Source organism: Bdellovibrio sp. HCB117, assembly GCF_047305915.1.
Classification (GTDB): Bacteria; Bdellovibrionota; Bdellovibrionia; order Bdellovibrionales; family Bdellovibrionaceae; genus Bdellovibrio; species Bdellovibrio bacteriovorus_B.
This window is the reverse complement of record NZ_CP178622.1, coordinates 2,149,659-2,172,949: the sequence shown is the minus strand read 5'-3', so window position 1 is coordinate 2,172,949 and position 23,291 is coordinate 2,149,659. Positions and strand designations below refer to the sequence as shown.

Here is a 23,291-nt window from a genome sequence, read left to right as displayed (position 1 = left end):
ATGTCACTATGCAGAAATGAAGGACTGGACTTTGGATTGACGCAATGTAGACCCAAAAAAGAAGCAGGCACCTTTCAAAATTATGCTATGCTCGAAGGGATGGCCTCTGCTTATAAAAAGAACTTTCAACTAGTATCTGAGTATAAACCTTCTGGGGATCAGCCGCGTGCGATTCAGCAGATGATGGAAAACTTTGATGCTGGATTAAAACATCAGACACTCTTGGGTGTGACGGGATCGGGAAAAACTTTTTCGATGGCGCACACTATTGCAAAACTCAATCAACCGGCATTGGTGCTGGCCCCGAATAAAACTTTGGCGGCACAGCTGTATGCAGAGTTTAAAGAACTCTTTCCTCACAATGCGGTTGAGTACTTCGTCAGCTATTATGATTATTATCAGCCGGAAGCTTATATTCCGTCGACGGATACCTACATCGAAAAAGACTCTGCGATCAACGAACAGATCGATCGTATGCGCCACTCAGCGACGCGCTCGTTGTTTGATCGTCGCGATGTGATCATCGTCAGCTCCGTTTCTTGTATTTACGGTTTGGGTTCTCCGGAAGCCTACGAAGGCATGATGATTCAAATCGTGTCGAATACCGAGATGAAGCGCGATCATTTGATTCGTGAGTTGATCCGTATTCAGTATCAGCGTAACAACGTGGATTTTTCGCGCGGAACTGTGCGCGTTCGCGGTGATAATGTCGAAATCTTTCCTTCTTATGAAGAAGACCGCGCCGTGCGTGTGGAATTCTTTGGCGACTTTATCGAGCGTCTTTCTTGGATTGATCCATTAACAGGTCAGGTTTTAGAAGAGCTGGATCAAATCGGTATTTATCCGGGAAGCCATCACGTCACCAGTGATGACAACTTAAAGCGTGCGATTCGCACGATTCAAGATGAACTGCGTGAACGTCTGGTTGATCTGAATAAAGAGATGAAGTTTTTAGAAGCTCAACGTCTTGAGCAAAGAACTTACTATGATATCGAGATGATGGAGCAGATGGGGTTCTGTCAGGGGATTGAAAACTACTCTCGTCACATGACAGGCCGTGGCCCGGGGGAACCACCTCCGACACTTTTAGAATACTTCCCGAAAGAATTCGTCACCTTTATCGATGAGTCGCACGTGACCGTGCCGCAAATCGGGGGGATGTATCGTGGAGACCGTGCTCGTAAAATGACTCTGGTCGAACACGGTTTCCGTTTGCCTTCGGCTTTAGACAACCGCCCTTTAAACTTTCAAGAGTTTGAAACGATGATGGATAAGGTCGTCTATGTATCGGCGACACCGGGAACTTACGAGTTGCAAAAATCTGAAGGTATTATCGTTGAGCAGATCATTCGTCCGACAGGCTTGATTGATCCTGTCGTTGAAGTGCGTCCGGTCAAACACCAGGTCGATGATTTGTTAAAAGAGATCCGTGATCGTATCAAAAAGAACGAGCGTGTGCTTATTACGACGTTGACGAAGCGTTCAGCGGAAGACTTGACTGAGTATTATGAAAATTTAGGTATTAAAGTTAAATATCTGCACAGTGAAGTTCAGACGGTAGAGCGTACAGAAATCTTGCGCGACTTGCGTTTGGGAGTTTTTGACGTTCTTGTGGGTATCAACTTGCTAAGAGAAGGTTTGGATATCCCAGAGGTCAGTCTTGTTGGTATCACAGATGCCGATAAAGAAGGCTTCTTGCGTTCGGAGCGTTCGTTAATTCAAACTATTGGCCGTGCCGCTCGTAACTTAAATGGGCATGTGATTCTTTACGGAGACACCATCACCGAAAGCATGGCCAAAGCCATGGGCGAAACCGAACGTCGCCGTCGCATTCAACAAAAATACAATGAAGATAACGGCATCACTCCGCAGTCGATTCGTAAAAGAATCAAAGAAGGACTGGGCGAAGTGTTTGACGGAACTTTGGCTGGCGGTCCTCTGCAAGGGGAAAATAAAACTGCAGCTGTGGTTACGAAGTTCTCGAGTCAGCCGGATAAACTTCAAGAAGAGATCGCTAAACTGCGCGCGAAGATGAAAAAACTTTCGGCCGAGCTGGAGTTTGAAGAAGCCGCGAAGGTTCGCGACGAAATCAAGCGTTTGCAAATCATTGAACTGAACATCCGCAGCGGAGAAGTGGAGCAAACCAGCGCGGAGGTCCTGAAAGATGGCCTTAAGTAGAAATCATCTCAAACCCTCCTCTGACTGCGTTGCTCGTCGTCGACGTACGAGATGTACGCCTTCCTCCTCGCGCCTTGCAGCGGAGGGTCTGATATGATTTCTAAGTTCGAGGAAGTGCGCGATAAGGTGAGAGAGTTCCCCGTACAAAGCGGGGTCTATCTGATGAAGGGCCACGCCGATAAGATCATCTATATCGGTAAGGCGAAGAATCTGCGCGCGCGTGTTCGAAGTTATTTTACGGACAGCAAGGATCATTCACCCAAGACGCGGTTGCTAGTTCAGAATATTCATGAAGTTGAATACATTCTAACTAAAACCGAAGTCGAAGCTTTCTTATTGGAAGCTTCGTTAATTAAAAAACACCGTCCGAAGTACAACATTCGTCTTCGTGATGACAAAGCTTATCCCTACATTCGTTTTACTTGGGCTGATGATTATCCTCGTCTTTACGTTGCTCGCAAAGTGAAGAAGGATGGGTCGCTTTATTTCGGCCCTTATACTTCTGGATTTGCTGTTCAAGGCACCATTCGTTTTTTAAATCGAACTTTTAAGATTCGTGATTGCACTGATGCGGTTTTTAAATCTCGCACGCGTCCTTGTATGACTTATCAGATTGGCCGTTGTACAGCACCTTGTGTAGATTACATCACACAGCCTGATTACCGTGAAGAAGTCGAAGGCGCGAAGTTATTTCTAAAAGGACAGAATAAGAAGGTCGTGAAATCTATCACCGAAAGAATGATGGTCGCGGCCGAAGAAGAAAAGTTTGAGGTGGCGGCTCGTCTGCGCGATTCTGTACAAGCGATTAAAGCCATTTTAGAAAAACAAGCCGTTATCAATGACACGTCTGAAAAAGATCAGGATGCGGTGGGTTTCTTTGGCGATCATCGTGGTTGCTTGGTGGAAACTGTGCACGTTCGTTCAGGTCGGGTGATTGGAACTCGATCTCACTTCTTACCTCATTTTGATCCTAATGATCCGGCAGAAGATCCACGCGAATGGCTGGTGGACTTCCTGAATCAGTATTACGAAGACAACTTTATCCCGGACGAAGTCCTGTTGACCGTGGATATTGGCAATGACTTAACAAAGTTGATGGGTGAAGTCCTAAAAGAACGCTCCGGTAACAAAGTCGTTGTGCGATTTGCGACGGATGAGCGTGGTCGCAATTTGATTGATATGGCGAATGAAAATGCCAAAGCTCATTTCTTAAAATACGTCTCTAAGTCCGAAGAAAAACTTCGCGGTTTGGATGAAATCAAAGAAAAGCTTTCTTTGCCAGAGCTTCCTCGCCGTATTGAGTGTTATGATATCTCGACATTCCAAGGGGCGGAGACCGTAGCTTCTCAAGTGGTCTTTGAAGATGGTGTTCCGGCGAAAGAACATTATCGTCGCTATAAAATTAAAACGGTTCAAGGCATTAACGACTTCGCCTCTATGTATGAGGTCTTGAGCCGTCGATTTAAGCATACTGAGTACGAAGATCCACAACTTATTGTGATCGATGGTGGTAAGGGGCAATTGACTCAAGCCATTCGTATTTTACAAGAGATTGGCCGTAGCGATATCCCGGTTGTGGGATTGGCGAAGGCGCGGACGGAAAGTGACTTCCAGAAGCAAGAAGTGGAGTCGACCGAGGAACGCTTCTTCCTCCCTAACAGGTCCAATCCGGTGATCTTTAAGCATAACGCGGAGGCCTTGCATATTCTGACGGGCATTCGTGATGAGGCCCATCGCTTTGCCATCACGTACCATCGTAAGCTTCGTGAAAGCAGTTCTTTGGAAAGCGAACTGGATTATGTTGTGGGATTGGGCGAAAAAAGAAAGAAAGTTCTTTTGACTCGCTTTAACTCTATTGATGAAATCAAGGGTGCCGTACCCGAAGAGATTGCAACCCTTAAAGGTTTCAACCGTGTATTGGCGGAGCGCATTCTGCTTCAATTGAATGAACCAGATGATGAAGATGCTGAGGTTGAAGAGTGAAAAGTCATGCCCTGTTAGTAGGTTTGGGAATATTCTTAAGTCGCATTGCAGGGCTGGTTCGTGAAAGAGTTTTCGCTCATTTCTTTGGAAACTCGGATGCCGGGGATGCGTTTAAGGCGGCCCTTAAAATTCCCAACTTCCTACAAAATCTGTTCGGTGAAGGTGTTCTTTCCGCAAGCTTCATTCCAGTCTATGCTCAGCTCTTAGCAAAAAAACACGACGAAGAAGCCGCGAAGGTCGCATCTGTTATCGGCAGTCTTCTATTCCTGATGACGTCCTTCTTGGTTTTAGTGGGCGTTTTTGCAACTCCTTTCTTAATTGATCTTATTGCTCCCGGCTTCCAAGGTGAAAAGCGCGCTTTGACAATTCAGATCGTGCAGATTCTTTTCCCGGGCACGGGATTCTTGGTTATGTCGGCTTGGTGTTTGGGGATTTTAAATTCTCACCGTAAGTTTTTTCTTTCGTATGTGGCTCCCGTTATTTGGAACTTGGCAATCATCTTCACTTTGGTGATGTGGGGAAGTAAGCAAGGGCAGTATGATTTGGCGGTCACAGTTTCTTGGGGACTTGTTGCCGGAAGCTTTTTGCAGTTTGCGATTCAATTGCCTTCCGCACTTCGTCTGGGGAAAAAGATTTTTCCTTCATTGGATTTGAAATTAGACAGCGTCCGTTCCATCACGAAGAATTTTGCTCCCGTGGTTGTGTCCCGTGGTGTAGTTCAGATCAGCGCTTATATCGACAATATGTTAGCGAGCTTGCTTCCAACAGGAGCCGTTTCTGCGTTGGCCTATGCGCAAACTCTTTATCTTTTGCCCGTGAGTTTATTTGGCATGAGCGTCTCTGTGGCAGAGTTACCCGCAATGTCGCAAGCGACGGGGTCTGATTTAGAAATCAAAGAATATCTGCAAAAGCGTTTGAATCGGGGACTTGAACAAATCGCTTTTTTTGTGATTCCTTCTGCAGTCGCATTTTTCTTTTTAGGTGATTTGATTGTGGGAGCGGTTTTTCAAACAGGTGAGTTCCAGAAGGAAAACACCGATTTCGTATGGGTGGTTTTGGCGGGTTATTCTGTGGGGCTTTTAGCCACCACATTAGGGCGCTTGTATTCTTCGACTTTCTATTCATTGAAAGACACAAAAACGCCACTTCAGTTTGCGATCATCCGCGTGATCTTCACAACTATTTTGGGTGTGATCTTCGCGTTCTACTTACCTGAAACCTTGGGCTTCGAACGCCAGTGGGGAACAGCAGGTTTGACGGTGTCTGCAGGTTTAGCTGGTTGGATTGAATTCTATTTCCTCCGCAAATCATTGAACAAAAAAATCGGCCACACCGGATTAAAAATCCCATTCCAAATCAAAGTATGGTCCGCCGCCATAATTTCCGCATTATCCGGCGCCGCTATTGCCCGCTTCGTCCTGCAGTCCGATCTCCATGTTATCATTAGAGCCGCCATCGCTCTTTCTATCTATGGCTTATTGTACTTCGGATTAGGATACGCTTTCAAAATTGAACAAACCAAATCCGTAGCCGATAAAATCCTGCGCCGATTAGGAAGATAGATTTCACGAATCGAATGGCCGTTGCTAGTCGCTCCGATAGAAGTCGTGACAACATGATCTATGGCAAAAGATCGTAATGTCATTGCTATAGCCCGAACAAATCGTCATGTTGTAAATCTCTGTCCGATAATGCCGACCTATTAATTTCATTTTGAGCATAGTTAAGTTTCAAGGGGATACGGCAATCTATAAACAGTTACGAACTTAGTGGAGATTCTATGCATTGTTTCGAGGAATGCTCTTGGTTGTTCAAGGTAGATTAACGTAACAAAACTACCGAACATCAATTTTTCTATTGAAACCCCGCTGCGATGGCGGGCTGAGTTAACTTTGGCAGTGCTCCCAGTTTTTTATTGTTAAAGCGTCTTGAAAGTTCAGCAATGACGTCAGACCAATTTCCCTCCGGGCAAATATGGGACATAAGATTGCGCGCCTTTTCTAACTCGACGAACTGCTCTTGAGTAAGTGTTAGTTCAATTCGCACTGAGCTGTCCTTTTGCGGTTTGATTTTCTCATGCGTTTCGATCGGAAGATTCATTTCAAGAGCCAAAGTTTTTTGAGTGTCGAAGGCGTTTTTATTTTCAAGCTTGCTTAAAACATCCAAGGTCTTTTGCTCTGAAATTCTTTCGCCGGATTTCTTGCTTTCATTAAGACACTTCTGAACTTGCGTTAGCTGCGATAAGTTCAGCTTACCACTTTCAATTTTCTCAGCAACGGCTGGAACCTTCTTCAAAAGACGGGCAGACTGCAATCGACGATAAGCACTGCCTTCAGAATATCCGAGACCACGAGTAAGATAAGCATACATTCCGTCGTATCCCAGATCCGCATAAAGCTTGCGCGAATCAATCTCGGCAATATGCCACAAAACCAAATGAGTGATCTTACGCTCCGTGCGCACCAATTTTTCCATTCGAAAGATCAATTCATCATTAGAAATATTTTGAAGTGTCATAGGAACCTCTTAATCAAGGTGACTATACCACGGGATTTTTGAGGTGATTTTTCGACTTTTTCTTAACGAACACTCGATACTTTATAGGTCGGTTAAATATCTTTATAGTGCCTGAAACGCTCTAGATTTGGTGATTTTTTGAATTGTGAGATCGGTCTTGTATTAAAAAATATTATCAAGTAAACCGAGAATTAAAGATTCAAAAAAGAGCCACAAGAGAAAAGTGCATTAATTTTTGAAATCAACGCAAGGCGCCCTCGCTGCGAGGTTTGTCATAACTTCATCCTAATGTAGTGTTCAGTAAATTATTTTTCCTCTCGTGCACTTTGCTTTCTAGAAGTACAAGTACTTCTAGAGTTACATATCCAGCAGGGGCCGAATAGATAGATACATCTGCCCGATGCAAGCTTGTGGAGGACTCTAAAGAATATAATTCGCGAAGGAAAATCGGCTGGCCAGATCGTCAAATGTTCCTTTTGAACTACCTACGTACACCCCAGCCATACAAATCGATATAAATACTATCATTGATAAACGCGAAACGCAGTCTTCCGTGATGTGAACCCTCAAACCACGGACGGAACTCTACGCGTGTTAGGCACACCTGTCCTGGAGCCAAAATCGGCGGGCAGTTGCTTTGGGCCCAATAGCTGGAGCCCATAATAAAGACTCCGCGCAAGTGAACGGGGTGGTTGCCGGTGTTTCTTAAGGTGAAGTCCACCCAGCGGCTGAAGTTGATCCATTGACTGCCGAAGTTGTATGAATAGTAGCGATCGCCTTTGGTTTCGATTTGACCTGTTTGTGTTTTGATCTCTACCGGAGTTGGAGCTGCGAAAGAAGAGACTGACAATAACAAACCTAAGAGAGCAGGTATTAGAGCTTTCATACAAACCTCCGCACCTTTATTTTTTACTAATAAGAAATTGGTCGCAAAGTTTTTCCGTAGTATGCTTTCGTTGTCATGAATGAGTCTGTTTGGTCCCCCATGAAATTATCGCTGTACCGGTCCTTCTGGATCTGTGCGTTTTTGTCAAATTTGGGGACGTGGATTCAAGATGTGGCGGCCAGTTGGGTGATGACACATTTAAATACTTCTCCACTTGTCATTTCACTGCTAGCCTTTTCGACGAATCTTCCGGTTTTGTTCTTAAGCATTCCCGCTGGATTTGTGGCTGATCTAGGGCATCGCCGGCGCATTTTGCTTTTTGCGCAAGGTCTTATGTTCGTAGCTGCGGGTTTGCTTGCCTATCTAGTGTGGCAGGAAAAAATCACCGAACTCAGTTTGTTAGCGTTGGCCCTGACAATGGGAGTTGGTTTTGCAATGACGAATCCCGCGTTTCAATCTGTGCTGACGGACTTAGTTCCGCATCCCATGCAGCAGCAGGCTGTGCTTGTGTACTACATGGGAATTAACATCACGCGAGTGCTCGGGCCTACAGTCGGCGGAGGTTTGCTGAGCGCCTTCGGCCCCAGTACAGCTTTCTTAGTCAACAGCATTTCATTCCTGGGACTCATCTGCTTTTTCTGGATTTGGCCCGTGAAAGAAGAGCATGTTGAAACGAAAAAGAAAATCACTCTGACGGAAGAAGATTGGAAGCCTCTTTTCTCTTTTCACAATTTAAAGCTCTGGGTTGAAATTTTCTTTGTTACCTTCTGCGCGTCTTCCATGTGGGCGCTTTATCCCACGCGCGGAAGGGTCGAGATGGCCTTAAACTCCTGGCAGTACGGATCCCTCTTAGGATGTTTCGGCTTAGGAGCTTGTGTTAGCGCGTTTTTGTCAGAAAAGATCATGCAACCCCATCGCACAAATAATTCGCTCGCGGGTTCGTACATTGTTTATGCGTTGGGAATTTTATTGTTGGGTTTGGCTCCCAACTTCGCAGTCATGTGTCTGGCGATGTTCTTGTGCGGGACCGGTTGGCTGGTACTATCAACATTGATGAATATGAGTTCGCGCCAGATCACTGGCAAGTCCCATCTCAAAGCAACGATGTTGGGCGTTTTTCTTGCGGTGTTTTATGCGGGCATGGCGATCGGCTCGGTCAGTTGGGGAGCCGTTGCTCGTTTAAGCCAAACATCGTGGGCGCTCGTTATTGCGGCCGCAGCGTTGGCCTTGATTGGATTTGCGAAGGGACTTCGTGCGCGCGTTTAGTGAACGCGGTGATTGCGAGGTTCTTTTTCAGAAGAGCAACAAGGGCATTGAGCTTTTTCTTGAAGCACATGAAACTCGGCCGCTTGTTCATAGCTAAATTCCAAAGTTCCGCCACAGATATCGCAGTTATTCACAGCTTTGCGAAAGTCCTCACGCTTATTGAATTCTTCAGTTGGAAGGATATTGAATTTAAAGATTTCCATGGGATCTCCTTTACTGCCTTAGCACTGCGCACTTCGGCGTCTTAATACTCTTATCGGCGCGCATCGTCTCAACTTGAGACTAAATTTGCGGTCATTGAGGCGGTTTGAGCGCTGCATTACGTCCGGTTTTATTAGTCTATAGCCAAAGGTCTGGGTAAAATCCCTGCCATGAAAGACTATATCCACTACCTGCAAGAAGTCTTAGGCCTGCAAAACGTGATGCTTCCAGCGTCTGAATCTGGTTCTACGAAGGCTCATTTCTTCACTCAAGAAGGTGCTTTTGCACCCACATCCGTGCAGCAAAAAGAATTGGTCTTTCTCAATATTCTGACTCAAGCCAAAGAAAGTTTCTTCCTTCCTGAGGTGCGCGATCTTTTCGACAAGATGAAGACTGCGATGAAGCTAAAGAACATCCAAGTTCTCGAACTCGACTGCACGGTGGAAGATCGCTCGCAACTTCCATCAGAACTGGCGCAGATTTGCGAAAGTCGTGTGGTCGTCGTTTTCAGCTCTTTCCCTAAGGATTTGGGAGAGTTGATTTTCAAAGGCCCTGGAAAATGGATTGAGACCTACAGTCCGGCCTATTTGCTTGAAGATGCTGCGGCAAAAAAAGTCGTGTGGAATGATTTGCAAAAAGTGATGAAGGAGTTAGGGTTATGATCAAAGTCATCGCCACTCTTTTTGTAACTCTGTTTCTGGCAGCTCAGGCGGAAGCGGCCTGCACTTTAGCGGTTACAATCAACGAAGCAATCACGGCCTCTACTTCAGACTATTTGGCTCGCGCTGAAAAAAGAGCAAAAGAACAAAAGTGTGATTCGTTATTTGTCCGTATGAATACTCCGGGCGGAAGTCTGCAAAGCACGCGTTTGATCGTCGAACAAATTCTGGCTTCAGACATTCCTTATCTTTGTTTGATCACTCCTAGCGGAGGTGGCGCGGGCAGTGCCGGTGCCATTATTCTTCAAGCCTGCCACGTCAATGGCGGCTTAACTGCGACGAACATTGGAGCCGCGACGCCTATCCTGGGAACAGGTGAAGCCACTCCAGAAGACTTACGCAAAAAAATCATCAACGACACCGTGAGCTGGCTTGAAGGTGTTACGCAGCTACGCGGTCGTAACTTGGAGTTTGCTAAAGAAATTGTCACTGAAGCAAAATCACTGAGCAGCGAAGCCGCTCACAAAGCAAAAGCTTTAGACATCTTGGCACAAAACGAGTCTGAATTTTTAAAGCAATCGGAAGCGCGAACAGTTTTAATAAATGAAAAGAAAGAGCTTTCGGTCAAAGTGGGGGAGTTGCAAGAATTCGCCCCTGATCTCCGTTATAAAGTTTTAGGCTTTATCGCAGACCCCGAGTTTGCATATCTTCTTTTTATGGGAAGCTTAGGGCTTCTTTATGTCGAAATCACAAATCCAGGGATGATTGCGCCAGGAGTGATCGGTGGCATCGGACTAGTCCTTTCCCTGGTAGCTTTTCATAAGTTGGATGTTGCTTGGGGAGGATTGGCTTTGATCCTTCTAGGTATCGCTTTCCTTGTTTTAGAAATATTTGTGACTAGCTTCGGTCTTTTGGGAATCGGTGGTTTAGTCGCGGTGTTCGTTGGAAGTTTATTTTTATTCGATGCTCAATCGACTGGATATACGTTGCCATTGTCCCTGATTATTTCTGTTGTCGCTGTACTGGGCGTTTTCTTTTTAGGAATTGGCTATCTGGCGCTAAAGACGATTCGTCATAAAAGCAAAGACGCCGACGCTGATTTGGCCAATCACACGGGTGTAGTGATGACAGTCGAAGCTCACGGGCATCGTGGGCAGATTCAGATCATGGGTGAAACATGGATCTTCGTTTCGGAAGATTCGTTACAGGTGAACGACCGCGTGCAAGTCACCGGTCGCCAGGGTCTTACTTTAAATGTAAAAAAAGTTTTATAAGGAGAAAATAATGGAATTTTTAATAGCCATAGTCATCATCGGTGGAATCATCCTAAGTTCCATGGTCAAAATTCTTAACGACTGGGAGCGCGGTGTTGTTCTTCGTTTAGGTAAAGCTGTCGGCGTGCGTGGCCCCGGCCTCATCCTGCTTATTCCTTTCGTTGAACGCATGATTAAGATCGATACACGTACAATCGCCATGGACGTGCAACCTCAAGACGTCATCACCAAAGACAACGTGAGCATGCAAGTAAATGCCGTTGTTTACTTCAAAGTGATTTCTCCGCTAGAGGCGATCACAAAAATTGAAGACTACTACTTCGCAACAAGCCAACTTGCGCAAACAACTTTGCGTTCGGTAATGGGACAATACCCTTTGGATGACGTGTTAGAGCACAGAGATAAGATCAACTCGGCTCTTCAAGGTATCTTGGATAAGCACACAGAAGCTTGGGGTATTAAGGTAACGATGGTGGAAGTAAAACAGATCGACCTTCCAAAAGAAATGCAAAGAGCGATGGCACGTGAGGCGGAAGCAGAGCGTGAACGTCGTGCGAAAGTTATTAGCGCCGAAGGTGAAGTTCAGCGTGCGCAGAAACTTCAAGAGGCTTCAAATACTTTGGCTGGATCTCCTTCCGCTTTGCAGTTAGCTTACCTGCAAACCTTGACGGAAATCGCAGGGGACAAGACGAACACGGTCATCTTTCCTTTGCCGCTGGATATCATTAAGCCACTTTTGGATGCCCAAAAGCAAAACTAGACTTTCATCTGCGCTCATCTGTGCGGTTTAATAGGGGGGTAAGGCATGAAGCCTTGCCCTTTTTGTTTTAAATCTTCATGGATGGAGTGTCAGTGAAACTGATTTGGGCGTCTTTGTGTTTCATCTTTGTGTATGTCAGTTTTCTTTCCGACGCGCAATCCTCCCTCATCCCAGGGTCGGAGCTAGTGCGTGTTCGTCTTTTATCTACATCTCAAAAAGTTCAAATCTCGGGCCTGGGCCTTAAATTTCACAATTTAGATCGTCCTTATCGCCAGGTTGCGATTCCTGACAGTGGCCAGGCAGAGGTGCGCTTGATGGAAAGAGAAGGGAAGAAGGTTTGGTCTTTAAGAATCAACAATAAAGATCCTGAAACTCTTTTCTCTGAAAAGTTTCTTTATATCCAAGGTGAGAACTTGCGGGTGGGTGCACAAGCATTGCCAGAAAAAGTTCTTCTTCACGCCAGTAAAGAAAAGGTCGACGTCGTCGGCGTGATGCCCTTAGAAGATTATGTCGTGGGAGTGCTTGCCAGTGAAATGCCTTTATCTTGGCCCATGGAAAGCTTAAAAGCCCAAGCCGTGGCGGCAAGATCCTACGCTCTTGCTGTTATGAATGAACGCAAAGACAAGCCCTATCATTTAGAAAGCAGCATCTTAGATCAGGTTTTCCGGCACGTTCTTGCAGAAGATGAAAACGATCCTTTGATTAAAAAAGCTCTGCAAGCGGTTAGGGAAACTCACGGGCAAAAGCTGTATGCCTCTAATGATAAAGTTCTGAAAGCGTTCTTTCATTCTGATTGCGGTGGTAAAACGACGACAGCCAAAAGTGTCTGGAATCATGGAGTGAATACCGGAACAGCGATAGACAGTTCGTGCCCGACAAACCCGCGTGCGAATTGGAAGCTGTCCTTATCTAAAGAAGAGTTGCATAAGCGCCTGCAGCTTCCACCGATTGCAAAAATAGATTTTATTCGCAACGCCGCCGACAAGCGTGTTCTTAAGGTGAAGGTCGCCATGAATGATTCTTCCTTCGCCGAGATTCCAGCCAATGATTTCCGGCAAAAGATCGGGTTCACGGAACTTCGCAGTACAATGTTTACAATGAATAAAGTCGGTGAAAATTTTGTATTCGAAGGTCGTGGTTTTGGCCATGGCGTTGGATTATGTCAATGGGGGAGCCGTGCGCTCTCGCGTTCCGGAATGAATTATAAACAGATCTTAACACACTATTACCCCTTAGCCCGACTTAAGTAAATACAGCGAGCCAGTGAATCCTCCGAAAAGCTGAATATGAAAACATCAGCTTTTTTAGTGAGTCTTGTCGTCGTGAGTTTCTCAGCATCTTCTTTGGCAACAGAGGCGGAAATGCCTTGTATCGATTGCGGTGTTACGGAAAATAAACCCGTCAATTCGCTGAAGTCCTTCGCGCAAGCCTTGAACTCGGGAAACACCCATTGGATCGATGGGTATTTTTATGCTGACACCAAAGTCGTCGGTAAAGAGTTAGATGTCACATTCAAAAATCCCAAGGATCTGGAGCTTTCACAAAGTTCTCAAAGCAAAGTCAATTCCGCCTATCTCGCTTTTCTTTCGCAAAAAAGTCTTAACGACGCTGTCGCTTACGCTCATAAAAGTGGTGTCTCGTTCAATCATGAAGAAAAGCTTTTACTTTTAAGCATGATCGGAAGTCGCCTTTCTGCTGGTTACAGCGCGACGGGGACAGAGAATAAAAACTTAGAAGCGGTTTATCAAAACGCCGTTCGCCAGCAAAAAGAGGGTGGCATCTGTGGAGACATTCATCGCGTTCTTGGTGAGGTCGCAAAGAGCTTGGGTTTCGAAGCCGTGGGCCATCACAACGGTCAGTGGCAGCAGAATCTAGATAAAGACAAAGTTGGCGGACACGCGATTCTTCATTTCCGAGATCCCAAAACGGGTGAATACTATGTGCAAAACTATTCTCAGCTTTACAATACAAAGCAGAAGACACTGCAGTCTGCGGTCGATGTTTCCTCTAAAATTTTAGGCGTCCTGACAGGAACTCAATATGTTGAGTCTCGTCCGGGAAAAGTGCATGAGTATGTTCCCGCGACTTCGCAATGGGTGCAAGAGTCGATCAAAGGTGTGGCGCTTTTCAAACCTGATCAAAGTGCTTTCACAGTGCGTGCTTCTAATAACGAGCAGACCATTGCTGTGCAAATGGGAACAAAAACGGTTAAAGGCTTTATGTTGGGCACTCAAGTTCGCACCGACGAAGGCACGTATCGTCTTGAAGCTGCAGGCCTTTCCGCTCGAACGGGGGCAAGCATTATTTCTGATGGAAAGTTGATCGATGAGGTGAAGGTCACAGCTGAAACTTACGGTGGCGCCCTTCGTTTAACGGCTCCCGGTTTTGACCGCATGACGAATACTTTCAAAGACGGTGAAAGAAGCACCTTGTTCTTTGGTTCGGATCTTAAAGGGTCCGCGCGTATCAATAATACGACCGGAAAAGTTGAACTCAGCACCTCCACTTTTGATTTTAAACCCAAAAGCGGTGACCAAGATAAGAATACAACTTCAGGCGTTCGCACGGAACTCAAAGCAGGTGTAGAGCATGAATGGAAAGAGCTGAACTTAAAAGCTTCTGCCGACCGCACTTGGAGCTTCATGCCAGTTCAATTAGAACAGAAACATCAACGAGAATTCCAAACAACTTATGACCGCGTCGGTGTGATCTATGACACCAGCAAGCCCGATAAAAAGGAGGCTTATCTTGTTGTGGGGGCGGATGTTTATTTCTTGGAAGGAGTGAATACATCCTCCGCGATTGCCGTTCGCAACTCTATTAAGGCTGTTTTGCCGACAGAGAAGTTAGGCACTTTCAGCGTGAGTGCCGATCTGGGACGCATCGTTGACAACAAAAGCAAAGACCCCTTTTACGACATCAAGCCAGCTTCCTCGGTTTCTGTAGAATGGACGAAGAAGCTTAATAAAATGTTCGAGTTGGGCGCCAATGTGTCCCACACGCGCGGAAATCAAATCACGCCATTTGGAGTTATTGGTCCGGTGTCACCAGTTATGGGAACAACTCAAAACAAAGTCCAAGGAATGGTCTTCTTGCACGGTAAGTTCTAATTTATTCGGGAAGAAACGAAGGGCTAGAAATAAAAAAAGGATCTTCGCAAGGAAGGTCCTTCGTAAAAGTTTGGAAAGTCTAAATTCAGTTAAATTTTAGAATCCCAAAAAGACTCGAGCTGCGAACATAAAAACTGCGCCCAAGATCAATGCATTAGTTGCTGTGATAGTCATGACTAATTCCTTTATATTTTCGCTACAATCCCATTTCGGTAAGGTGAGGAAAAATCTTAAATATTTTCTTTTTCGTCGAACTTTTTGCCATCTCAAGATGTGACAGTAGTGCCCATTTTGCGCACCTGCCACAGACGTTAGACGACAAACAGGGGGCTGTTTCAACACGAGAAATGTGACTATTGTATTGTGGTTTCAATAGTTTGGCGCAGTTTTGGTGGGTTGGCACAAGCATCGCAATAGTATCCTCGTGAGCGGTCCCTTTTAAACCGGACTGCTTAAAGAGAGGCTGATATGAAAACATTCAACTCAAAACTGATCCTAACGATGGCAGCATTCGCACTTATGGGTGTAGGTTGTGGTCAAAGCAATCAGTTCCAAACGAATTCAGTAGTTCAGCCACCACTCATTGGCGGAGAAGGTATCATCCCTGATTCTCCAGATGGAAGTGGCTCTAACAATAACGGTTCCACTGCAACAGGTTCAAACACTGTGACATTCACTCCGGTGTCTATCTCAGAGTTTAACTCTTACGTAGCAATGCATCCGTTGAACAACCCAACGAACTTTAAACTGACAGTTGATTTGAACAACGCAGGTAATGGTAGATACGCAGGTGTCGTAAAAATCTCTTACGTAGACACTGGTTACCAATATGAAGGTAAGTTCGAAGCAGGTTCCGGCACAAACGTAAGCTATAAAGGTATGAAAGATAACGGTTTGATGGAAGCTGAGTTCAACAGATGGTTCATCATCAATGGTAAGTACTACTTCTCTGCATACTTCCAAGATGCTTACGGTGCGATCGTGCTAGTAGTTGATAACTATATCAACCAAGGTGACGCTCAAGGTTCAGGAACATTGTCGGGCTCTGTTTACTACAAAAACTTTGCTCAATCCTATGTTCAACAATCACCTTACAGAAAATGCTGGTACATCTATGACGGTCCTTACAACTGCCGCGCTTCTGCTGTGATGAACAAAAACACTCCATACCCTGGAGACGGTTACAGAAAGCTTGGTACATTCTCAGGACTTTCTAAAGCAGCAGCGATCAAATAAGAGTGACGGATAACGAAGTAGAAATTAGATAGAAGTTTAACTAGGGATTAAAAGAAAGAATTGGAAACTAGGAGAGATTTATGGAAAGACTTAACAAAAAGACTTTAAGTTTTCCAGCAATGGTATTCACAAAAGCTTTAGCAGCGCTGGGAATTGTTCTAACACTGGCAGCGTGTGGTAAAGGTGATAGCGGCGGGACAACGCCGATCGTGGGTATCAATGGTTGCCAAAACTGTGGCGGTATTACCGCTCCAACAGTGATCACAACTTTTAGCAGCCAAGCATCGACCAACGCATTTACTTTGTCGAATATGCAAGTGTATGCGCAGGCGGGTTTGATTCAGCCAAATGCTTCAGGTTACAACTATAAGTGGTACAACGGTCCCATTGCGATGCAAGGAACTCTCACTGTACCAACTACGTTCTACGATACTACAAACTCAGGCTGTGTGGTGCCAGCAGGAACTTACTACTTGCAGACATACTCTGTAGGTCAACTTGGTAACCTAGGTGCGAACGTATCAGTTCCAGCTTTATTAACAACTGCGGGTAACATCGAGTTGAAGATCGAATCTACAGGAGTTGCTGGAGGCGGTTTCGTTGATGAGGGTCGTAAGCTTTATGCAAAAGTAACGATCGTGCGCGCGAATGGCTACGTATGTTCAGCGATGTTTGCTGATACGATCTTGTAAGATCAAAAATTAAGAATAACTTGCGCCCCAAGGATAAAACCTTGGGGCTTTTTTATTTCAAAAGCCTTACATAATAATTGCTTGCGCTTAGAGGAAAGTCTAGGTCTAATATCGGTATGGAATTACCTCTTTGGATCGACTTCTTTGATGAGCTTCAAAATGTCCGGGGACGTTCTCAGAATACGGTGATGGCATATCGTCGTGATTTAGAACTCTACATGGAATACAAAAAAACCAACAAAACGGTGAGCGGATTTTATGAGTTTATGAAGAAAAATAAACTCTCCACGCGTTCTCAAGCGCGCGTGATTTCTTCTCTGCGCACGTATTTCAAGTTCTGTGAGACACGCGGGATGAAATGTGAGGAGCTTCGTGAACTTCGTCCGCCGAAAGTGAAAGTCGGACTTCCTAAAGTTTTAACTCCACAAGAATTCCAAATGCTTTTTGATGCGGCTGAAGTGCAAGATCCTATTCGCACAGCTCGCAATCAGCTGACTTTGCTTTTCTTGTATGGCTTGGGTTGCCGCGTTTCTGAATTGATTGCTTTAAACATCGTAGACTTCAATCCGACGGATCGTTGGATCAAAGTTCTAGGTAAAGGCAGCAAAGAACGTTTGGTTCCTTTGACTGAAAAGCTTGCGGAAAATCTAACCACTTATCTTAAAGAACACCGTCCGATGTTAGTGAAAGAAAACAGCCCTTCGATCTTGATTAATGATCGCGGTCATCGTCCTTCACGCGTCGATGTGTGGAGATGGTTGGCAGCTTGGTCTTTAAGAGCGGGATTCCCAGAACCTGTGAATCCACATCGCTTCCGTCATGGATGCGCGACGGCTCTTTTGGAAAGTGGTGCGGATCTTCGTTCGATTCAAATGTTGTTGGGTCACGCAAGTATTCAAACAACACAAATCTATACGAGTGTAACGACAAATACGATGTCGCGCACGATTGAAGAACACCATCCGCTGTCGCAGATGGTCGAAGTGGACAAATAGATCGTCCGAACCTCGAAGGGGCTTCTGAATAAGAAGCCCTTTGTTTTTTTCGTAAGTCGAGATTTCTTTTGCAAAGATATTTCGGCATGAAAATACAGTCTTTAATTCGTGAAAATGATCGTCTGGTGCCAGTGGAAGTCGAACTTTCTTTGATTCCTGGGTTGCCACAAATTCAATTCTTGGGTCTTCCTGATCAAGCCATCAAAGAAAGCATTCATCGAATCAAAAGTGCCATTCGTGCTCAAGGTTTTGAATTTCCGAAAGCGCAGCAGATTTTAGTGAATCTTCGTCCTTCGCATTTGAAAAAGTCTTCGCGAGGGTTGGAACTCGCCGTGGCTTTGGGTTTACTTTGGGAAAGTGAACAAGTCCCCAAGCCTGCGGAGGATTCTGTTTTGGTCTATGGAGAATTGTCATTAAACGGTTCTGTCTTTGAGCCCGACGATCTGACGGAAGATTTTGAAACTAGCGAAGATCGTGTTGTGTGGACAGGGGCGGGAAGTCATCGCAAAACTCCTTTTATGCGTGCCTGTTTGAAGGAGCTTCGTGATTTGCTCGCACCTGAAATTCATCCTGCAGTCGCACGAGAATATTTAATTGAAAGACCGATGTTCGGTTTAGATCTTCGTTTTCCCGAAAGACAGGCTGAACTTTTAAAACTCATTGCGATCGGTGAGCATTCGTTGTTGCTTGCGGGACCTGCCGGTTCTGGAAAAAGCACCATCGCAAAATCTTTGTTGTCTTTATTGCAAGAGCCTTCGCAAGAAGATTTTCATGAGATCTTTCGCAATAACAAAGAATCAAAGATCCCCCTAAATTGGCGTCCTATGGTTCATCCCCACCATTCAACATCGCCCCTCGGTTTGATCGGTGGGGGTGTGCCTCCTTTTAAAGGAGAATTTTCTCGCGCACATAAAGGCATCCTCGTTCTTGATGAACTTTTGGAGTTCAATCCACGCGCTCAAGAAACTTTGCGTGAACCCATGGAAGAATTCCGCATTCGTCTTAGACGGGGAAGGTATATTGAAGAACATCCTGCGGAAGCATTGGTGATCGCGGCGACAAACTTATGTCCATGCGGCGACTGGGTTCCACAATCCAAAGTGGTTTGTGGTCGTTCGCTAAAGAAATGCCAATCCTATATGGAAAGACTGTCAGGACCACTCGTGGATCGCTTTCAAGTTTTGTTCTTTACACAGAAGCGGGAAAGAGGGTCCACGGTGCTGGGGGCTGATATCTTGAAACACCTTGAAGATGTTCGCCTTTTCAGAAAGAAAACCGCTCTTCATGATCTGAGATTTAAGAAGGTTTCCGCTCGTTGGACTTGGGAAGAGCTGATCGAGGATCTTCCTCGTTTTTACTTAGAGGAACTCTTTCCTAAAGAGATGATTTCTCGAAGAAGGGATCTGGCAACGCTTCGCGTTGCGCGAAGTTATGCTGACTTAGAAATGAGTGAAAAGCTCGAACCCCGGCATGTAGAGCGTGCTCTGAAAGTCACTTATGTACCGTTTGAGGCATTGAAACGCCTGGGTTGCTGAGCGGTTCTATGCAGACTGTCCGTCTTTCCAATTGACTTAAAGGCACCTAAACCTTAAATTGAGACTCCTTTTTAAGGTGGTGTAGCCAAGTGGTTAGGCCGCGGTCTGCAAAACCGCTCACGCCGGTTCAATTCCGGCCGCCACCTCCAATTAATTTCTTTTACATTTTGAAGTGGGATTCGCTAAAAAGTCTGCAAGGATTTATATTGCGCACTTTGGTTTCTTAAACCTTCGGCGTTTAGCTTCAACCTTAGATCTAATAACACAACCAACAGCGTGATCATTGATAAGCCCCATCGCCTGCATGAAGGCGTACACCGTTGTTGGTCCTACAAACTTCCAGCCTTGTTTCTTTAATGCTTTTGAAAGCGCTATTGATGCTGCCGAGGTTGAAGCCGTTTGAGGTGTTGCAAGATCCTTCTTGTCGGGCTCAAAACTCCAAATATAAGCGGCTAGGGAGCCGTGAGTCCGAACGATTTCTTGCGCCATCTTGGCATTGTTGATGACGGCTTCTATTTTCCCTTTGTGGCGGATAATGCCTTCGTCTTTAAGTAATCTTGTGACGTCTTTCTGGGTGAACTTTGCGACCTTGTTGAAATCAAATTGATGAAATGCTTTGCGGAAGTTTTCTCGTTTAGCAAGTATCGTGCGCCAACTTAAACCCGATTGAAATCCTTCGAGAGACAGCTTTTCAAAAAGGCGATAGTCATCGCCAACTGGGAAGCCCCATTCCTCATCATGATACTTTAAAAACTCGGGAGCTGAGGCGCTCCATGTGCAGCGCTTTTTTCTGTCAGGAAAGTGGATGGTCTTACTCATAGTTATCGATTAAGATAAAACGCCATAAATACCAGAGTCCCGATCGACGGCAGAATAAACGTCAACCCCAGAATAATAAGAGTTTTAATTCGGATCTGCTTTTCATTGTCTTCGGTTGTTTTGCTCAAAAGAGGTTCTCCTTCACTGTACGGATTATTTATAAGGCGACATTTACTTTCAAAGCAACTTCGAGTTGTCATGATCTTGAATGCCGAACCAGGCAACAAAGATCTTTAACATGAAATTCGATCGTGACGTGAATCCAACATTACAAATATCTGAAAGGAATTCTGATAATTCGGCTTTGTTCGGATGTTGTTAGTAAAATAAAAGCTCAACGAATTGAAAATTTAATTCTTCGCAAAATATCCCAGCCGAATCGTGGACCTAAACTGATTTAAATCACACAAAATAATATGAATGTGGGGATTTGGCCCTTTAGAGAACATAAACAACTCCCGAAAGGTTTATTATCGAAACATTACTGGAGTGAAATAAATGACGGGCCCAAGCGAGATCAAAGTTATTAAAAAGCGTCCTGAGCTTAAAGACCTGGATTCAGGTCGAGTGCGTGAGGAAGGCAAGGAATTGCTGCAGACATTGATTCGCGGCTTGGTTGATCATCCGGATTCTATCATCGTGACATACAGTTTCGGTGATAAGACGACTGTTTATAAAGTCGAATGCGATCAAAAGTGCCTAGGCCAAATCATCGGCGCCAAGGGCAAGAATATCAACGGCGTGCGCGCGGTGATCAGCGCAACGTTGGCGCGAAAAGGTGTTCGCGCCATTGTTGAAATTCCCTACTACTGTGTCGACGCTTAAGGTTTTACATCGACATCGAATTCGCCTTTTTCGCCATTCACGAAAAGGCGGATCTGCCAGCGACCTGCCATGACGAAGTATGCTTCCGATACGAAGTAAATACCCTGATCCTGTTTCACAACTTTGACCGGGCCTGAACCGTGACCATGATGGCCCATGTTCATCCAAAGATCGACTTTCAAATTTTGTGGATCCACCATCACGGGTTCGCCGTTAGCAGAGGCGTACCCATAGAATTTTACTAGGAACTGAGACTCTTCAGAATCAGACGGTCCTTTTGTGAATTCAACCGAAGCGCAAACATTTGACGTTTTGAAATAAACAGGGCATGCCGCGCCAGCTTGAGCTCTGGCATTTGCACTGAAGAGAAGACCCGCAATAAGAAGAGCTGCTCCTAAAATAATAGAACCAATAAGTTTCATTTCTTTCTCCTACCGAGGCCACCGCTGTTGGTAGCTGATATTAAATGTTTTTGATAAACTTGAATTCACGGGATTGCCAATCCAACTTTGGTCGCTGTAGCTGACAGTGACCGCAGATTCGAGATTGATCATGTAGCTGCCTGAAAATCCCAAGGTGAAATTTCTTTGAGCTGTGCCATCGCTACTCGTTGCGCCTGAAAGTCGAATCGCATCTTCATATAAATAGGTGAGTGCAGAACCCACGCGATAATCGCCACGATTCCATCCAAGGCCTACGGTCTGAGTGGTTCCAAATCCAGGCTTTACTTCAACGTCTCCACCATAGGCCTCGTTCGAAATCGTGCGCGGTAAAGAGTAGTGAATTTCTCCGTTATAATTGGCGTCCCAGGTCGCCCAGGCTTTCATCAAAGCGACGCCACCGCCCAGGGAATAAAAACCGCGACCGCGAATGTCTGTGGCTGTTGTGATAGAGGAATCGTAAATGGAAGGGCTTGTTGGCAAGGTCACTTGTAAAAAAGTCAGACCTTTGGGTTTCCATCGAGAATAAGTTCTTTCAGGAAAAGTTTCATGTCCCAGGTATAAAGAAATATCGCCAACTCCGCTAGAATCAGAAGAGTTGTCAGCAGACTTCATCATCACCGGGATCGAAAATCCGGCTTGCAAGCTGTCGCTCACCAAGGACGCGCCTTCAAGTTTCAGTGTTTGCGCTAAGTTTCCATCCTGACGACGCAGCCATTTGCCATTGGCTAAAACTTCATCGCTGACTTGCGCGTAAGAATACGTACTTGTTACCTGAGCTTTGTCGTCAGCTAAAATCAGCGCGGGAAAAGAAAAACTTCCACCACAACAGCTCGCGGCCAAAGACAGCGAGCCACTAAAAAGAATCAAGACAAATACAAAATATTTCATGGAACGATCATTGAGGCGTATGAAGAGTCAATCGTGACTCCGTTGTTTTTTAGTGTGAAGCGAATATCCCAATCTCCGGGCATCAAGAAGTACACGTCGGTGATGCGGTATTGAGTCGCATTGATTTTTTCGATTTTTACGGGAATCGAGCCATGGCCCATAGACGGCATCCAAAGACTGACCGCCAATTCATTGAACTGATCCGAAGGCGCTGAAAAATTTAAAACAAATGCATTGGCTTGTTCACTTGTCGGCGTATTTTCCCAGCTGATCTTAGCCATAATACGAACCTTAGAAAAGTAAGCGCCATCGGCCATCGGCTTATTCTGCAGATGTTGGTCATCGTCCGAGACATAATCAGGATTCGCGCAACCCGCAAACAAACAGACACTTAAAATGAGCATCAGAGCTTTCACTTAGCTGTCCTCCCTTTGGATGTAGCAACCTAAAGCGCGGCCTTCTTTGTGACGAGGCGCTTTGCCTGCATGAATGTCTTCAAGAACTTCTTTTAAGAAAAACTTTTTCGCACTGGGGCCGACGTGGCTGTCGGTCACGCCGCCGTGATAGACCATTTCGCCTTTCTTATTAAAAACGAACGCATGAGGTGTTTTCAACGCACCCAGTTCGTTGGCTAGCTTAGATTTTCTATCTTGAATGACAGGAAAGGGAAGTTGAGCTTCGGCAAAATGTTGTTTGGTCTCTTCGACAGTTTCATCGGAGTTGGAATGAACACCCACAAACTGCATGCTTTTATATTCTTCCGATAATTTTTTCAGTAAAGCTTCGTGGCTGGCAGAGCAGGGACATTTAGCAGAAACAAAAATCAAGACCGTTGCCTCTTTATCTGATGTCGAAAACTGGTATTCTTTTTGTGAAGTGACATCGTTTCCGTCAAAAGTCGGCAGGGCCCATGAAAACGATGCCCAAAGTGTCAGCAGAATTAGAGTCGAAAGTCTTTGCATAAGGCCTTTCTAACACAGGAGGTCTATCTCGCAAACGCCACCAAATGTTGCGTAAATCCGCC

The 23,291-nt window shown here is 45.3% G+C and carries 22 protein-coding genes and 1 tRNA gene; 15 read left to right on the top strand and 8 right to left on the bottom strand.

Annotated features, from left to right (window positions below):
* Positions 1-99 precede the first annotated feature (99 nt).
* The 3 genes from uvrB (at position 100) to murJ (ending at position 5,723) form a co-directional block, all read left to right on the top strand.
* Positions 100-2,178: an excinuclease ABC subunit UvrB gene (gene uvrB, locus ACLWBD_RS10380; protein WP_413570734.1), complete on the top strand. Its 2,079-nt coding sequence runs from the start codon at positions 100-102 to the stop codon at positions 2,176-2,178.
* Between the two features lie 93 nt (positions 2,179-2,271).
* Positions 2,272-4,161: an excinuclease ABC subunit UvrC gene (uvrC, locus tag ACLWBD_RS10375; protein WP_063208479.1), complete on the top strand. Its 1,890-nt coding sequence runs from the start codon at positions 2,272-2,274 to the stop codon at positions 4,159-4,161.
* Positions 4,158-5,723 carry a murein biosynthesis integral membrane protein MurJ gene (gene murJ, locus ACLWBD_RS10370; protein WP_413568129.1) on the top strand — a complete coding sequence of 522 codons (1,566 nt, stop codon included), beginning with the start codon at positions 4,158-4,160 and terminating at the stop codon, positions 5,721-5,723. Before uvrC ends, murJ begins: the two co-directional genes overlap by 4 nt.
* A gap of 292 nt (positions 5,724-6,015) precedes the next feature.
* Here the strand turns inward: murJ and ACLWBD_RS10365 are convergent, their stop codons facing one another.
* Together ACLWBD_RS10365 and ACLWBD_RS10360 are read right to left on the bottom strand one after the other, a co-directional pair.
* Entirely contained in the window at positions 6,016-6,678 is a 663-nt protein-coding gene (locus ACLWBD_RS10365) for a hypothetical protein (RefSeq protein WP_413568128.1), read from the bottom strand.
* A 481-nt stretch (positions 6,679-7,159) separates the two neighbouring features.
* Positions 7,160-7,564, bottom strand: a complete 405-nt coding sequence (locus ACLWBD_RS10360; protein ID WP_413568127.1) for a hypothetical protein — start codon at positions 7,562-7,564, stop codon at positions 7,160-7,162.
* 75 nt (positions 7,565-7,639) lie between these two features.
* Here ACLWBD_RS10360 and ACLWBD_RS10355 point away from each other — a divergent pair, with 75 nt between their 5' ends.
* The gene (locus ACLWBD_RS10355) at positions 7,640-8,830 is read left to right on the top strand and encodes an MFS transporter (protein WP_413568126.1); all 1,191 of its coding nucleotides are present in this window, start codon (positions 7,640-7,642) and stop codon (positions 8,828-8,830) included.
* Here the strand turns inward: ACLWBD_RS10355 and ACLWBD_RS10350 are convergent.
* Positions 8,827-9,033: a hypothetical protein gene (locus tag ACLWBD_RS10350; RefSeq protein ID WP_413568125.1), complete on the bottom strand. Its 207-nt coding sequence runs from the start codon at positions 9,031-9,033 to the stop codon at positions 8,827-8,829. The genes ACLWBD_RS10355 and ACLWBD_RS10350 overlap by 4 nt on opposite strands.
* Before the next feature lie 168 nt (positions 9,034-9,201).
* Here ACLWBD_RS10350 and ACLWBD_RS10345 point away from each other — a divergent pair, with 168 nt between their 5' ends.
* The 10 genes from ACLWBD_RS10345 (at position 9,202) to ACLWBD_RS10300 (ending at position 19,441) form a co-directional block, all read left to right on the top strand.
* Entirely contained in the window at positions 9,202-9,693 is a 492-nt protein-coding gene (locus ACLWBD_RS10345) for a hypothetical protein (protein ID WP_063206676.1), read from the top strand.
* Positions 9,690-10,964, top strand: coding sequence for an NfeD family protein (locus ACLWBD_RS10340; protein ID WP_413568124.1), 1,275 nt, complete (start codon positions 9,690-9,692; stop codon positions 10,962-10,964). Before ACLWBD_RS10345 ends, ACLWBD_RS10340 begins: the two co-directional genes overlap by 4 nt.
* A 10-nt stretch (positions 10,965-10,974) precedes the next feature.
* Positions 10,975-11,724, top strand: coding sequence for a slipin family protein (locus ACLWBD_RS10335; protein WP_063206678.1), 750 nt, complete (start codon positions 10,975-10,977; stop codon positions 11,722-11,724).
* Between the two features lie 92 nt (positions 11,725-11,816).
* Positions 11,817-12,974 (top strand): SpoIID/LytB domain-containing protein, encoded by a 1,158-nt coding sequence (locus tag ACLWBD_RS10330; RefSeq protein ID WP_413568123.1) that lies wholly within the window; start codon positions 11,817-11,819, stop codon positions 12,972-12,974.
* 36 nt (positions 12,975-13,010) lie between these two features.
* Complete coding sequence (locus tag ACLWBD_RS10325; RefSeq protein WP_413568122.1) at positions 13,011-14,834, top strand: hypothetical protein; 1,824 nt, start codon at positions 13,011-13,013, stop codon at positions 14,832-14,834.
* 468 nt (positions 14,835-15,302) lie between these two features.
* The gene (locus ACLWBD_RS10320) at positions 15,303-16,070 is read left to right on the top strand and encodes a hypothetical protein (RefSeq protein WP_063206680.1); all 768 of its coding nucleotides are present in this window, start codon (positions 15,303-15,305) and stop codon (positions 16,068-16,070) included.
* 80 nt (positions 16,071-16,150) lie between these two features.
* Entirely contained in the window at positions 16,151-16,762 is a 612-nt protein-coding gene (locus ACLWBD_RS10315) for a hypothetical protein (RefSeq protein WP_413568121.1), read from the top strand.
* Between the two features lie 116 nt (positions 16,763-16,878).
* The gene (locus ACLWBD_RS10310; RefSeq protein WP_063206682.1) at positions 16,879-17,757 is read left to right on the top strand and encodes a site-specific tyrosine recombinase; all 879 of its coding nucleotides are present in this window, start codon (positions 16,879-16,881) and stop codon (positions 17,755-17,757) included.
* 86 nt (positions 17,758-17,843) lie between these two features.
* On the top strand, positions 17,844-19,292 hold the full coding sequence (locus ACLWBD_RS10305) for an ATP-binding protein (protein ID WP_413568120.1): 1,449 nt from the start codon (positions 17,844-17,846) through the stop codon (positions 19,290-19,292).
* Positions 19,293-19,367: 75 nt separating this feature from the next.
* Positions 19,368-19,441: transfer RNA gene (locus tag ACLWBD_RS10300), tRNA-Cys, on the top strand.
* A gap of 52 nt (positions 19,442-19,493) precedes the next feature.
* Here the strand turns inward: ACLWBD_RS10300 and ACLWBD_RS10295 are convergent.
* Positions 19,494-20,111 (bottom strand): DNA-3-methyladenine glycosylase I, encoded by a 618-nt coding sequence (locus ACLWBD_RS10295; protein ID WP_413568119.1) that lies wholly within the window; start codon positions 20,109-20,111, stop codon positions 19,494-19,496.
* Positions 20,112-20,609: 498 nt separating this feature from the next.
* Here ACLWBD_RS10295 and ACLWBD_RS10290 point away from each other — a divergent pair, with 498 nt between their 5' ends.
* Positions 20,610-20,936, top strand: coding sequence for a KH domain-containing protein (locus ACLWBD_RS10290; protein WP_063206690.1), 327 nt, complete (start codon positions 20,610-20,612; stop codon positions 20,934-20,936).
* Here the strand turns inward: ACLWBD_RS10290 and ACLWBD_RS10285 are convergent.
* From ACLWBD_RS10285 to ACLWBD_RS10270, 4 genes are read right to left on the bottom strand one after another with little or no spacing between them, the layout of a single operon-like run.
* The gene (locus ACLWBD_RS10285; protein WP_413568118.1) at positions 20,933-21,358 is read right to left on the bottom strand and encodes a FixH family protein; all 426 of its coding nucleotides are present in this window, start codon (positions 21,356-21,358) and stop codon (positions 20,933-20,935) included. The genes ACLWBD_RS10290 and ACLWBD_RS10285 overlap by 4 nt on opposite strands.
* Positions 21,359-21,367: 9 nt before the next feature.
* Entirely contained in the window at positions 21,368-22,267 is a 900-nt protein-coding gene (locus tag ACLWBD_RS10280) for a serine protease spb1 (RefSeq protein WP_413568117.1), read from the bottom strand.
* Positions 22,264-22,683: a serine protease spb1 gene (locus ACLWBD_RS10275; RefSeq protein WP_413568116.1), complete on the bottom strand. Its 420-nt coding sequence runs from the start codon at positions 22,681-22,683 to the stop codon at positions 22,264-22,266. The genes ACLWBD_RS10280 and ACLWBD_RS10275 overlap by 4 nt, the downstream gene beginning before the upstream one ends.
* Positions 22,684-23,229 (bottom strand): redoxin family protein, encoded by a 546-nt coding sequence (locus ACLWBD_RS10270; RefSeq protein WP_063206694.1) that lies wholly within the window; start codon positions 23,227-23,229, stop codon positions 22,684-22,686.
* Between the last annotated feature and the right edge of the window lie 62 nt (positions 23,230-23,291).

Coding starts and splice junctions, on each gene's coding strand:
- ACLWBD_RS10305 (WP_413568120.1), top strand. CDS start 17,844: ATGAAAATACAGTCTTTAATTCGTGAAAATGATCGTCTGGTGCCAGTG.
- ACLWBD_RS10310 (WP_063206682.1), top strand. CDS start 16,879: ATGGAATTACCTCTTTGGATCGACTTCTTTGATGAGCTTCAAAATGTC.
- ACLWBD_RS10360 (WP_413568127.1), bottom strand. CDS start 7,564: ATGAAAGCTCTAATACCTGCTCTCTTAGGTTTGTTATTGTCAGTCTCT.
- ACLWBD_RS10315 (WP_413568121.1), top strand. CDS start 16,151: ATGGAAAGACTTAACAAAAAGACTTTAAGTTTTCCAGCAATGGTATTC.
- ACLWBD_RS10355 (WP_413568126.1), top strand. CDS start 7,640: ATGAATGAGTCTGTTTGGTCCCCCATGAAATTATCGCTGTACCGGTCC.
- uvrB (WP_413570734.1), top strand. CDS start 100: ATGGCCTCTGCTTATAAAAAGAACTTTCAACTAGTATCTGAGTATAAA.
- ACLWBD_RS10280 (WP_413568117.1), bottom strand. CDS start 22,267: ATGAAATATTTTGTATTTGTCTTGATTCTTTTTAGTGGCTCGCTGTCT.
- ACLWBD_RS10365 (WP_413568128.1), bottom strand. CDS start 6,678: ATGACACTTCAAAATATTTCTAATGATGAATTGATCTTTCGAATGGAA.
- ACLWBD_RS10285 (WP_413568118.1), bottom strand. CDS start 21,358: ATGAAACTTATTGGTTCTATTATTTTAGGAGCAGCTCTTCTTATTGCG.
- ACLWBD_RS10340 (WP_413568124.1), top strand. CDS start 9,690: ATGATCAAAGTCATCGCCACTCTTTTTGTAACTCTGTTTCTGGCAGCT.
- ACLWBD_RS10345 (WP_063206676.1), top strand. CDS start 9,202: ATGAAAGACTATATCCACTACCTGCAAGAAGTCTTAGGCCTGCAAAAC.
- uvrC (WP_063208479.1), top strand. CDS start 2,272: ATGATTTCTAAGTTCGAGGAAGTGCGCGATAAGGTGAGAGAGTTCCCC.
- ACLWBD_RS10270 (WP_063206694.1), bottom strand. CDS start 23,229: ATGCAAAGACTTTCGACTCTAATTCTGCTGACACTTTGGGCATCGTTT.
- ACLWBD_RS10325 (WP_413568122.1), top strand. CDS start 13,011: ATGAAAACATCAGCTTTTTTAGTGAGTCTTGTCGTCGTGAGTTTCTCA.
- ACLWBD_RS10320 (WP_063206680.1), top strand. CDS start 15,303: ATGAAAACATTCAACTCAAAACTGATCCTAACGATGGCAGCATTCGCA.
- ACLWBD_RS10350 (WP_413568125.1), bottom strand. CDS start 9,033: ATGGAAATCTTTAAATTCAATATCCTTCCAACTGAAGAATTCAATAAG.
- ACLWBD_RS10290 (WP_063206690.1), top strand. CDS start 20,610: ATGACGGGCCCAAGCGAGATCAAAGTTATTAAAAAGCGTCCTGAGCTT.
- ACLWBD_RS10295 (WP_413568119.1), bottom strand. CDS start 20,111: ATGAGTAAGACCATCCACTTTCCTGACAGAAAAAAGCGCTGCACATGG.
- ACLWBD_RS10335 (WP_063206678.1), top strand. CDS start 10,975: ATGGAATTTTTAATAGCCATAGTCATCATCGGTGGAATCATCCTAAGT.